The following is an 11,630-nucleotide window of genomic DNA, read 5'->3' as shown; positions in this document are numbered from 1 at the left end:
GTAGAGCAACTGACTTGTAATCAGTAGGTTGGGGGTTCAAGTCCTCTAGTCGGCATCCTTTAGGGGCATAGTTTAAAGGTAGAACTGAGGTCTCCAAAACCTCCAGTGTGGGTTCGATTCCTACTGCCCCTGTAAAGTATATGGGCCTATAGCTCAGCTGGTTAGAGCGCACGCCTGATAAGCGTGAGGTCGATGGTTCGAGTCCATTTAGGCCCACCATATATTATTCCGCAGTAGCTCAGTGGTAGAGCTATCGGCTGTTAACCGATCGGTCGTAGGTTCGAGTCCTACCTGCGGAGCCATGGCCCGTTGGTCAAGTGGTTAAGACACCGCCCTTTCACGGCGGTAACACGGGTTCGAATCCCGTACGGGTCATAAAAAAAGAGTCAGCAATATGCTGACTCTTTTTTATTGTGCGTTCATTCTCCTTTATCAACTGATTTTCCTGAAATAAATAAAGGGATTTAGGAAAAGCTATGGTATGTATAAAAAGGAGGAGATACAAATGACACGAGTGAGAGACTTGATGAGCACTCATATTGTACAGTGTACACCGTTAGACAATGTATATGAAGCTGCTGTAAAGATGAAAGAAGAATCGATTGGATTGATCCCGGTTGTCGAAAATGAACAAGTTGTTGGTCTTGTTACGGACCGAGATTTAGTTGTTCGAGGAATTGCTGAAAAACATCCTGGATCTAATAAAATTACAAATGTAATGACAACAAACATTGTTTCAGTTTCTCCAGACGATTCTATTGAAAAGGCTACAGAGTTAATGGCGCAGTATCAAATTAGACGATTGCCAGTAGTCGAGAGTGGTCAACTCGTTGGGATGTTAGCACTAGGAGATTTAGCTATAAAAGAATCGGCAGATGATCAAGCGGGATTTGCTTTAAGTGAAATATCAGAGCATACGGAATGAAGTGAGATTTTAGTTAGTGGAATACGTTACGTATAAAAATCAGATACATTATTCTAGTATATAGGGTTAAGCTAATATGTTAGCATGATGTATCTGAGCCATTATATAATAAGTATACAGTGAGTAATTTCGACAGTTTATTTAAATTTGTCATTCCTAATTATAAATAAGATAAAAAATGATATACTGATAGATATAAGTATTATGATTGATTTCGAATATAACAATATTTATTGTTAATGATGTAATAATGGATTAATATTTCCTATGTAGACAAAAGGGAAGGGGAATTATATGAAGGCTGTACAGCGCGATCCAAATTGGAATTTGGTTACAGATACATATATAGAACCAAATAATTTCGCTGAATTATTTTCTTTGCTTGTACCTTGTCATCCAAAAGGTGAAGGGAAAGAACGAACTATATTAGTGTGGAAAGAAAAAGAATTTTATAAAGAAGAAAATTTAGCGGCATTTATCGTATATGGAATGAATAAAGCAAAGAATTTACCGCAATTTCATAAAGACGAAATTCCAACTTTAGTACGTATTCTTCGCTTATGCCAAGAAATTGGTTGGTATGAAGAAGCGAATACTTTTATGGTAACTCAAGGGCTAGCTGAGTTTGTTCATACTTCATTGGAATATGAAACGTGGGATCTTTTGACGCAGGCGGTGGCTTTAAACTATTTAATTATTAAATATCGTATTGGTGAATTAACTGATGGGGATGTAGAAATTTGGGATAGAGTTAAATTTAATGAGAAATGTATAACAGACTGTAAACATCTATTATCTCATAAAGAAGTATTAGAATTTACATTCTTTTATATGTGTAAGAGAGCTAAGTCACTATCAAAAGAGCAATTAAATAGTGATATGATGAGTTTAGCGATGTATTGTAATACTTTTGTTTATGACTTATATACATATGATTTATTACGAAAGTATCGTAAGTGTACAGACTTTCTATCGTATTATGGACCTAGTCAAGCGGTGTTAGCTTGCCAAAGGGCTGTACTTTCTCAAATTTCAGATCGATTAGACCCACTCAAGACTACTCATGTAGATGATTATTTATATGTAATGAAAGATATGATGGAGCATATGACGATAGGGATAATGGATCGATATGATCATTTTATTGGAAAGTTATTATCATATGTGCCATTTTTCGAAATGATCCAAGTTCCACAACATGCATATTATTGTGAAGAATTATTGTATATTTGTAAGGGCATTAAATATAAAGAAGAAATATTACGCAATTATATATTTATACAATTACATGACTGTTTACCATCTTTCTTTAAACTGTTTCTTAAAAATAAGCGTTATGCAACGATTCATGATATTCTGTTCTATTGGTGTGATGATGAACAAAGAATGAGCTTAGAGAAAAAATATAATCTTAGCTTTATTTATGAAAAATATGCTTGTGGATAAAGAGCATTTTCTATATAAATTAAAAAGGATCTCATAATTGAGATCCTTTTTAATTTAGTAAAGCAAGAAAAATGTAATTAAGACGAGAAATAACATTCCATAAAGGAGAAATTGTGCCGTATAGCTTCCTTGTATACCAAAAAAAGTATTTGTTTTTTTGTATAAATTCAATATATATTTTAGCGGATTATCTTTGAAAGATTGATACACGGTGTCTCCTCTTTCTAAGCTTCTTGTTCGTGTTTTTTGTTAGTAGGAACATGAATGTATCTAGCTATGATTAATAAAACAGCCATAAAGAATACGGGAAATACGGTAGATAAATAAAAACCATTACTAATAATATTTGTTATTAAGGCACTTAATAGAAAGATGGCATTATAAATATGGGCAATTTTTTGTTTTAGTTGAACTTGAAAAGCTTCCATCATAATTTCTAAAGCAACAAAAGCAATGATAATAGATAAAAATACAGTATTTGTATTATAAATTACTAAGCAACAGATTAAGCCTAAAAAGGCTAAGTATTCAATTAAGAGAGGTATATTGATATTGCGTGGCATACAATTTACCTAACTAAATATGGCAGTGGGTTTACTGCATTTGTTTTTTCAAAATTCCATTCTCCATTGTGTAATTCAAAATGAAGATGTTGCCCGTATGAATGACCTGTGTTTCCCATATGACCTACTAATTGTCCAGCTTGTACTTGATCACCAGCTTGTACAGTGCGATCTTTCATGTGAGCATAGACTGTTGTATATAATTTCCCGTTTATTTGATGAGCGATGAACACAACATTGCCATAGCTAGCTGAATAATATGATTTCACGACTTTACCTGCCGCCGCCGCCTGGATAGAGACATTACCCTGAGCTGCGATATCTATACCATAATGCATTTGTTCCCAGCGCATATCAAATGTTGAGCTAATTCTTCCTTGAGTAGGGAATTTGAAAACGGCTGGAATGGAAGTAGGTTGAGCCGTTTGAGCTTGTGATTGCGTTTGGTTTTGCACTACATAATGTTTTGCCACGTATCCGTATCCTGTGCCAAAACGAATTTTATACCAAGTTCCTACAGTTTCCACTACTTGTAATTGTGTACCATTTTGCAATGAACCAAGTAGTGCGCTACTTGTACTAGCGTCGCTACGTACATTAAGTTTAGGTGTTGCAACTGTGTATTTCGCATTATTTTGAACTGTGATGCCTTTTACTAAAGGCTGTGAACCATTAGATACGAATGCCTTTTGTACGTAACCTGTTTTGCCATTATGTAAAATTTTATACCACTCGCCTTGTTCTTCTTGAATGGTAACGAATTTCCCATTTGGTAATACATCTAAAATTGAAGATTCTAGATTAGGTTCAGAACGAACGTTTAATGCATTGGCATTGACGATATATTGATTATTAGATTGAAGTTTGTTTTTTAGTAGAATAGAATCTTTTTGTACGTAACCTACTTTATTATTAACAGATACTTTATACCAGTCATTAGTTGTTTCAAGTATATTCACTTTCGTATTAAAGCGAATTGTATCAATTGATGAGCTATTTGTGTTATCTTTTGTATGTAAGGCTACTTGATCGACTTTGACATATCCAGTTTTCACATTAGATAATTGTTCAGCGTTGGCTGTTTGTACATTTGTTTCTCCCATAGAAGGAAGTAAAGAAGCAATTGCGACAGTAGTTGCTGTTAAAGCAGTAGCTTTCATATTCATATAATAGAGACCTCCTCTAGTTGTATAGTTGTAATTTTATTATAGTATAAAGATATAATATAGTGGGTGTATTCACATAAATGTAATATGAAATCAATATAAAAATAAATTTTTTGAGGATAATGATTCATTTTTATCCAATTCATTAGGATAATAATTTCCAAAATAGAATATAAGTATTATATGGCTTTGTTATTTTGTTGACAATTGAGAAAATTAAAAAAGTTGATGATGTCTTATTACGGTGTTATACTGACAGTGATAATTTTATAGTTTGCTAGGAGAGCTGGTGTTGCCAGCTGAGAGTAAGACCTTAAGTCTTTGATCCTTTTTATTACCTGATCTAGATTATGCTAGCGTAGGGAAGCAATTCGGACACTAATAATGAGTCCCCGTTTCTTTGCGTATAGAAACGGGGCTTTTTTATTTGAAAATTTCATATTGAAACCACTAGGGGTGCTTGTTGTGCTGAGAGAGGAATAATCCTTAACCCTTACAGACCTGATCTAGGTAATACTAGCGAAGGGAAGTGGAGCAACGAATAAATTATAATTTTATTTGCTGTAACCACTTCTTATTTAGAAGTGGTTTTTTATTTAGATATATAAATTGAAAGGGGATAGAGAAATGAAATTTTGCGATAGATTATTAGAAACTGTACAACCAGTTTGGGAGATGAGTCATAATCATCCATTTGTTGTAGGTATGGGGGATGGCACATTAGAAAAAGATAAGTTTCAGTATTACATTATTCAAGATTATTTATATTTGTTAGATTATGCAAAGCTATATGCGATCGGTGTTGTAAAGGCAACGAATCCACAAGTAATGGGGAAATTTGCTGAACAAATTGATGGGATATTAAATGGAGAAATGACAATTCATAAACAATATGCAAAAAGACTTGGAATTTCTATAGAGGAGATAGAGTCTGCAAAGCCATCTGCTAAAAATCTAGCTTATACAAATTACATGATGTCTGTATCTCAAAATGGCACACTTGCAGAATTAATAGCAGCACTTCTTCCATGTATGTGGAGCTACTGGGAAATTGGAAAGCGTTTAAATGATATTCCTGGAGCAAGGGATCATGAATTCTTTGGTGAGTGGATTCAAGGATATAGTTCTGAAGAATACGGTAACCTTTGTATTTGGTTAATCGATTTATTAAATGAAATGGCAGTTGGAAAGTCTGAAAAAGAGCTAGATCGATTAGAAGAGATTTTCCTATATTCCAGTCGATTTGAATATTTATTCTGGGATATGTCCTATCGTAAGGAGATGTGGGGATTTGAGGAGCAAGAACATACTACAGTTTCATAATGTTTCTTTTCATTATGATGAGAAGCCAATCATCAATGAATTAAATGCTTCTATACAAGATAAAGAGTTTGTAAGTATTATCGGACCGAGTGGATGCGGGAAAAGTACTTTATTTCGCCTTATTACAGGTTTAGAAGAAGTAAGTACGGGACAGATAGAGCTGAAAGAAACAAAGAGCCATCCTGTAGGGTATATGCCCCAAAAAGATATGCTCCTGCCGTGGAGAACGATTATTGAGAATGCTGCCCTACCGTTAGAGTGCCAAGGTGTACAGAAGAAAGAAGCACAAATAAGGGCAAAGGAACTATTGCATAAATTTGGCTTACAAGGGTATGAGACAAAATATCCGAAAGATTTATCTGGTGGTATGAGACAACGCGTATCCTTTATTCGAACTTTATTAACAGGCGGGGAGATATTGCTGTTAGATGAACCGTTTAGCGCGTTGGATGCTTTAACGAAGGCATCTTTGCAAGAATGGTTGTTTGAACAATGGAAAGAGTGGGAAAAAACAATTTTATTTATCACTCATGATGTGGAAGAAGCATTGTTTCTTTCTAATCGAATTTTCGTTGTAGAAAATCAACCGATAACTACTTTAACCGAGAGGATTGTACCGCTTGATCGTAATCGGACAAGAAAAGATTTATATAAGCCTGAAGTGATAGCGCTTAAAGATGAGCTCCTTAGTATGTTGCAAAGGCAGGTACTCGTATGATGAACCGGTTGAAGGAGCTATTACCTGCTCTTACGCTTTCTAGTATTTTACTTGCTCTTTGGGAAGTAGGCGCAAGAATTGTAGATGAAATGTACATTTTACCGTCACCGTCTGCAATTGTAATGAAAATATGGAAACTAAAAGATATATTATTTACGGTTCATTTGCCTGCAACATTATATGTCGTTTTAATAGGAGTGGCTATTTCTATCGTACTTGGGGTAGGGCTAGCGATGTTAATGAATGCGAGTAATTGGATGGAGAGAGCTTTTTATCCATTATTAGTTGCCTCACAAACGATTCCTATTACAGCGCTTGCTCCGCTTTTCGTTTTATGGTTTGGATATACGATCTGGAGTAAGGTTGTTGTTACGGTTTTAATTACGTTTTTCCCAATTGCGGTCAATACGTATGATGGACTGCGCAGTACGAAAAAAGAATGGGAGGAGCTTTTAGTTACGTATGGGGCAACGAAAAAAGATGTTTTTCTTAAATTAAAATTGCCGTCTGCTCTTCCTTATTTTTTCTCAGCTTTAAAAATTGCAGTACCGCTTAGTGTAATTGGGGCGGCAATTGGTGAATGGCTCGGTGCACAAGCGGGGCTAGGATATTTCAGTAAGAGAATGATGACGCAGTTAGACGGAGCGGGTGTATTTGCACCCATTGTATTGTTATCATTATTAGCTATTTTCTTCGTCGTACTTATTTCGGTATTAGAAAAGAAATTTATTAGTTGGAGGAAGCATTCATGAAATTTTTAAAACGCATCTTTGTGTTTACATTATTAGTTGCAATGATTGCTGGATGTTCGAGTAATTCAGCATCGGACAAAAGTAAAAAAGAGAAAGAAATAACGGTCATGCTTGATTGGTATCCAAATGCGGTACATAGTTTTATTTATGCAGCAATTGAAAAAGGCTACTTTAAAGAAGAAGGAGTAAAGGTGAATATTAAATTTCCTTCTAATCCTACTGACCCATTAACGTTAGCAGCTGCAGGAAAAGTAACAGTGGGCTTATATTATCAGCCAGATGTTGTCATGGCAAAAGCAAATGAACAAATTCCAGTGAAATCAATTGGAGCTGTCGTACGTTCACCATTAAATCATGTTGTATCGCTGAAGTCTGCAGGCATTCAATCGCCAAAAGATTTAGAGGGTAAAACAGTTGGATATTCTGGAACACCTTTAAGTGAGATGTATTTAAAAACGATGGTAAAAGAAGCTGGTGGTAATCCAGATACAGTGAAAGTAGTCGATGTTGGTTTTGATTTAGTACCAGCATTAATCACGAAAAAAGTGGATGCGGTAACAGGAGCATACATTAACCACGAAGTACCTGTTATGCGTCATGAAGGTCATGAACCAGCATACTTTAATCCAGCAGATTATGGTGTACCGAATTATCATGAGCTTGTATTTGTAACAGGTGATAAAACATTGAAAAAAGATAAAGAAGCGTTGCAAGCTTTCTTGCGTGGTACAAAAAAAGGTTATGATTTCATGAAGAAAAATCCAGATGAAGCATTAAATATTTTATTAAATCATCAAGAAAAAGAAAACTTCCCGCTTGTACCAGAAGTTGAAAAAGAAAGTATGAAAATTTTATTAGAGAAGATGGAAACGAAGGATGAGCCATTTTTATCAGATTCAAAAGAGTCATGGGAGAAACAAAATAAATGGCTGAAAGATAAAGGAATGACGAAAGAAATCGTTCCGGCCGATGAGTTATTCGAAAACATTTTAAAGTAGGCGAATGAATATGAAAAATGAGCTTCATGTAATCTCAAATGGGCACATGTCATTCGAAGAGTTAGTGAATGTAGCGATGCAAATTGAAAGTGAAATTGATTATTTGCATATTCGTGAGCGTGAGAAAAGTACGAAGGAATTGTATGAAGGTGTGGAAAGTCTTTTGAAGAAGGGCTTTCCAGCATCCAAAATAGTGATAAATGATCGAATTGATATTGCTATTTTATTAAACATTCCGCGCGTGCAGCTAGGGTATCGAAGCGCAGATGTAAGGTCAGTGAAAGAAAAGTTTTCTTATTTGCATGTCGGTTATTCTGTGCATTCTTTAGAAGAGGCGATCGATGCATTTAAGAATGGCGCGGATTCACTCGTTTATGGTCATGTATTTCCGACAGATTGTAAAAAAGGTGTGCCAGCGAGAGGGCTTGAAGAAATTTCAGACATTGCAAAGTGTTTATCCATACCGATTACAGCAATTGGAGGAATCACTCCGGAAAACACTGGAGATGTTCTTACTAACGGCGTCAGTGGTATCGCTGTTATGTCTGGGATTATAAGTAGTAGTAACCCGTATAGCAAAGCGAAATCTTATAAGGAATCAATAAGAAAGTGGGCGGAAAAACATGTGTAAGAAGTATGATGTAGCGATAATTGGCGGTGGTGTAATTGGTAGTTCAGTTGCACATTTTCTAGCAGAAAGAGGGCATAAAGTAGCGATTGTAGAGAAGCAACAGATTGCATCTGAAGCCTCGAAAGCAGCCGCTGGTTTACTTGGGGTGCAGGCAGAATGGGATGAATATGACCCGCTATTTGAACTTGCTAGAGAAAGCCGTGCTATATTTCCACAACTTGCAGAAGTTTTACGTGAAAAAACAGGCATCGATATTGGGTATGAAGAGAAAGGCATTTATCGCATTGCTCAAAATGAAGAGGAAAAGGAAAGAATTCTTCATATTATGGATTGGCAGCAGAAAACCGGTGAAGATTCTTACTTTCTAGCGGGAGATCGTTTGCGAGAGAAAGAGCCGTATCTATCTGAGTCAATTATAGGGGCTGTATATTATCCGAAAGACGGTCATGTTATTGCACCAGATCTTACGAAAGCATTCGCACATTCCGCATCATTCTCGGGTGCTGATATATATGAACAGACAGAAGTGTTTGATGTTCGTATTGAAAATAATAAAGTGACTGGAATTGTGACAAGCGAAGGTATGATCACTTGCGAAAAAGTTGTGATTGCGGGTGGCTCATGGAGCACAAAGTTACTAGGTTATTTTCACCGCGAATGGGGTACATATCCAGTTAAAGGAGAAGTAGTAGCGGTAAGAAGTAGAAAACCACTTTTAAAGGCGCCTATTTTCCAAGAAAGATTTTACATTGCACCAAAGCGCGGTGGACGTTACGTAATTGGTGCAACGATGAAGCCCCGTACGTTCAATAAAACTGTGCAACCGGAAAGTATTACTTCTATATTAGAGCGCGCGTATACAATATTGCCTGCTTTAAAAGAAGCTGAATGGGAAAGTGCATGGGCAGGATTAAGACCACAATCGAATCATGAAGCTCCTTATATGGGAGAGCATGAAGAAATAAAAGGTTTATATGCTTGTACGGGCCATTATCGAAACGGTATTTTATTAAGTCCTGTTTCTGGTCAATATATGGCTGATTTAATAGAGGGAAAGCAGGAGAATCACTTGCTAGATTCATTGCTTTCTAAAACAGTTTAGAAAGGGGATGGAAGTTTGAATTTAAAAATTAATGGTAATCAAATTGAAGTGCCAGAGAGTGTGAAAACAGTAGCTGAGCTACTTACACATTTAGAGTTAGATAACAGAATTGTTGTAGTAGAGCGTAATAAAGATATTTTACAAAAAGATGATCATACAGATACATCTGTTTTTGATGGAGACCAAATTGAGATTGTAACTTTCGTAGGAGGCGGTTGATTATGTTAAACATTGGACCATTTTCATTTCATTCTAGACTTTTATTAGGAACAGGAAAATTCCCTGATTTTGATGTGCAGCAAAAGGCAATTGATGTATCTGAGGCTGAGGTTTTAACGTTCGCAGTACGTCGTATGGATATATTTGATGCAAAGCAGCCTAATTTATTAGAGAAACTTGATGTGAAAAAATATACGTTATTACCGAATACAGCCGGAGCAAAAAATGCTGAAGAAGCTGTTCGTATTGCAAAATTAGCAAAAGCTTCTGGGCTTTGTGACATGATAAAGGTAGAAGTTATTGGTGATGATAGAACGTTATTACCTGATCCGGTAGAGACGTTAAAGGCATCTGAAATGTTACTAGAGGAAGGATTTATCGTACTTCCGTACACATCTGATGATGTTGTATTAGCACGTAAATTACAAGAACTTGGCGTGCATGCGATTATGCCAGGAGCATCTCCAATTGGATCAGGACTTGGTATTGTAAATCCATTGAATTTGAGCTTTATTATTGAACAAGCGACAGTACCAGTTATCGTTGATGCTGGTATCGGTAGCCCGGCTGATGCGGCATTTGCGATGGAATTAGGAGCAGATGGCGTGTTATTAAATACAGCTGTATCAGGAGCAAAAGATCCTATTAAAATGGCACAAGCAATGAAATTAAGTATTGAGGCAGGCCGTTTAGGATTTGAAGCAGGTCGTATTGCACGTAAGCGTTGTGCAACGGCAAGTAGTCCTTTAGAAGGAATGAGCGTAGTTGAATAATCGATATTCTCGCCAAGAATTATTTTCTCCGATTGGAGAAGAAGGCCAGCAAAAAATAAGAGAAAAGCATGTACTCATTATTGGTGCGGGTGCACTAGGTAGTGCAAATGCAGAAATGTTTGTAAGAGCGGGTGTTGGCACAGTAACGATTGTTGATCGTGATTATGTCGATTGGAGTAATTTACAAAGGCAGCAATTGTATGCAGAGAGTGATGTAGAAAATAATCTTCCGAAGGCCGTAGCGGCAAAGAAACGTCTAGAAGAGATTAATAGTGAAGTAAGAGTAGAAGCGCTCGTTCAAGATGTAACAGCTGAGGAATTAGAAGAACTTGTTACAAATGTTGATGTAATAATCGATGCGACTGATAATTTTGAAACACGTTTCATTGTGAATGATATAGCACAAAAGTATTCTATTCCATGGATTTACGGAGCATGTGTAGGGAGTTACGGCCTTTCTTACACCATTCTTCCTAGTAAAACGCCATGTTTATCATGTTTGTTACAAGCAATTCCGCTTGGGGGAGCGACATGTGATACGGCAGGCATTATATCGCCTGCTGTATCTCTCGTCGTTTCTCATCAAGTAACAGAAGCTCTTAAATTGTTAGTGGAAGATTACGAGGCACTCCGGGATGGACTTGTATCGTTTGATATGTGGAAGAATGAATATTCATGTATGAATGTACAAAAGCTTCGTAAACACAATTGTCCTTCGTGCGGAGAGAATGCATTGTATCCGTATTTAAATAAAGACAATACATCGAAAACAGCAGTGTTATGCGGGAGAAATACAGTTCAAATTAGACCACCTCATAAAGAGGAAATAGATTTTGAACGATATAAAGAGCTGCTGAATGATCGTGTGAATGATTTAAATGTAAATCCATATTTATTATCATTTTCTGTGGAAGAAAAGAGATTAGTTGCTTTTAAAGATGGTCGTGTACTTGTACATGGAACGAAAGATATAAGCGAAGCAAAAACAATTTATCATCGCTATTTTGGATAGAA

13 protein-coding genes, 4 tRNA genes and 2 riboswitches are annotated in these 11,630 nt (G+C 36.2%); of the genes, 15 read left to right on the top strand and 2 right to left on the bottom strand.

Annotation, left to right across the window (positions count from 1 at the left end; translation table 11 throughout):
• Positions 1-61 precede the first annotated feature (61 nt).
• The 6 genes from AC0NJG_RS25495 (at position 62) to AC0NJG_RS25470 (ending at position 2,371) form a co-directional block, all read left to right on the top strand.
• Positions 62-132: transfer RNA gene (locus AC0NJG_RS25495), tRNA-Trp, on the top strand.
• Positions 133-142: 10 nt separating this feature from the next.
• A tRNA-Ile gene (locus AC0NJG_RS25490) sits at positions 143-219 on the top strand.
• A gap of 8 nt (positions 220-227) precedes the next feature.
• Positions 228-302, top strand: a tRNA-Asn gene (locus AC0NJG_RS25485).
• 1 nt (position 303) lies between these two features.
• Positions 304-375: transfer RNA gene (locus AC0NJG_RS25480), tRNA-Glu, on the top strand.
• Between the two features lie 130 nt (positions 376-505).
• Positions 506-925, top strand: coding sequence for a CBS domain-containing protein (locus AC0NJG_RS25475; RefSeq protein WP_014893304.1), 420 nt, complete (start codon positions 506-508; stop codon positions 923-925).
• A 294-nt stretch (positions 926-1,219) separates the two neighbouring features.
• A complete protein-coding gene (locus AC0NJG_RS25470) occupies positions 1,220-2,371 on the top strand; it encodes a DUF3965 domain-containing protein (RefSeq protein WP_000648924.1) in 1,152 nt (383 codons plus the stop codon).
• 224 nt (positions 2,372-2,595) lie between these two features.
• Here the strand turns inward: AC0NJG_RS25470 and AC0NJG_RS25465 are convergent, their stop codons facing one another.
• Positions 2,596-2,934: a hypothetical protein gene (locus AC0NJG_RS25465; protein WP_087951397.1), complete on the bottom strand. Its 339-nt coding sequence runs from the start codon at positions 2,932-2,934 to the stop codon at positions 2,596-2,598.
• 5 nt (positions 2,935-2,939) lie between these two features.
• A complete protein-coding gene (locus AC0NJG_RS25460; protein WP_087951398.1) occupies positions 2,940-4,100 on the bottom strand; it encodes an SH3 domain-containing protein in 1,161 nt (386 codons plus the stop codon).
• Positions 4,101-4,369: 269 nt separating this feature from the next.
• Positions 4,370-4,482: riboswitch (TPP riboswitch) on the top strand.
• Between the two features lie 60 nt (positions 4,483-4,542).
• Positions 4,543-4,645, top strand: a riboswitch (TPP riboswitch).
• An 82-nt stretch (positions 4,646-4,727) separates the two neighbouring features.
• Between AC0NJG_RS25460 and tenA the strand changes: the two genes are divergently transcribed.
• From tenA to thiF, 9 genes are read left to right on the top strand one after another with little or no spacing between them, the layout of a single operon-like run.
• Positions 4,728-5,423, top strand: coding sequence for a thiaminase II (gene tenA / locus AC0NJG_RS25455; protein WP_000666826.1), 696 nt, complete (start codon positions 4,728-4,730; stop codon positions 5,421-5,423).
• Positions 5,392-6,141 carry an ABC transporter ATP-binding protein gene (locus AC0NJG_RS25450; protein WP_087951399.1) on the top strand — a complete coding sequence of 250 codons (750 nt, stop codon included), beginning with the start codon at positions 5,392-5,394 and terminating at the stop codon, positions 6,139-6,141. Before tenA ends, AC0NJG_RS25450 begins: the two co-directional genes overlap by 32 nt.
• Complete coding sequence (locus AC0NJG_RS25445; protein WP_044790963.1) at positions 6,141-6,893, top strand: ABC transporter permease; 753 nt, start codon at positions 6,141-6,143, stop codon at positions 6,891-6,893. Before AC0NJG_RS25450 ends, AC0NJG_RS25445 begins: the two co-directional genes overlap by 1 nt.
• Positions 6,890-7,891, top strand: a complete 1,002-nt coding sequence (locus AC0NJG_RS25440; protein WP_063263445.1) for an ABC transporter substrate-binding protein — start codon at positions 6,890-6,892, stop codon at positions 7,889-7,891. Before AC0NJG_RS25445 ends, AC0NJG_RS25440 begins: the two co-directional genes overlap by 4 nt.
• Before the next feature lie 10 nt (positions 7,892-7,901).
• Positions 7,902-8,522, top strand: a complete 621-nt coding sequence (tenI, locus tag AC0NJG_RS25435) for a thiazole tautomerase TenI (RefSeq protein ID WP_000787179.1) — start codon at positions 7,902-7,904, stop codon at positions 8,520-8,522.
• Positions 8,515-9,624, top strand: coding sequence for a glycine oxidase ThiO (gene thiO, locus AC0NJG_RS25430; protein ID WP_087951401.1), 1,110 nt, complete (start codon positions 8,515-8,517; stop codon positions 9,622-9,624). The genes tenI and thiO overlap by 8 nt, the downstream gene beginning before the upstream one ends.
• A 15-nt stretch (positions 9,625-9,639) precedes the next feature.
• Positions 9,640-9,843 (top strand): sulfur carrier protein ThiS, encoded by a 204-nt coding sequence (gene thiS, locus AC0NJG_RS25425; RefSeq protein WP_001049505.1) that lies wholly within the window; start codon positions 9,640-9,642, stop codon positions 9,841-9,843.
• 2 nt (positions 9,844-9,845) lie between these two features.
• Positions 9,846-10,616, top strand: a complete 771-nt coding sequence (gene thiG, locus AC0NJG_RS25420; RefSeq protein WP_000931995.1) for a thiazole synthase — start codon at positions 9,846-9,848, stop codon at positions 10,614-10,616.
• Complete coding sequence (gene thiF / locus AC0NJG_RS25415) at positions 10,609-11,628, top strand: thiazole biosynthesis adenylyltransferase ThiF (RefSeq protein ID WP_087997616.1); 1,020 nt, start codon at positions 10,609-10,611, stop codon at positions 11,626-11,628. Before thiG ends, thiF begins: the two co-directional genes overlap by 8 nt.
• Positions 11,629-11,630 lie beyond the last annotated feature (2 nt).

It is taken from the genome of Bacillus sp. SSR7, from assembly GCF_055902415.1.
The sequence above is the reverse complement of the archived record's forward strand: the minus strand, read 5'-3'. Positions and strand labels throughout refer to the sequence as shown.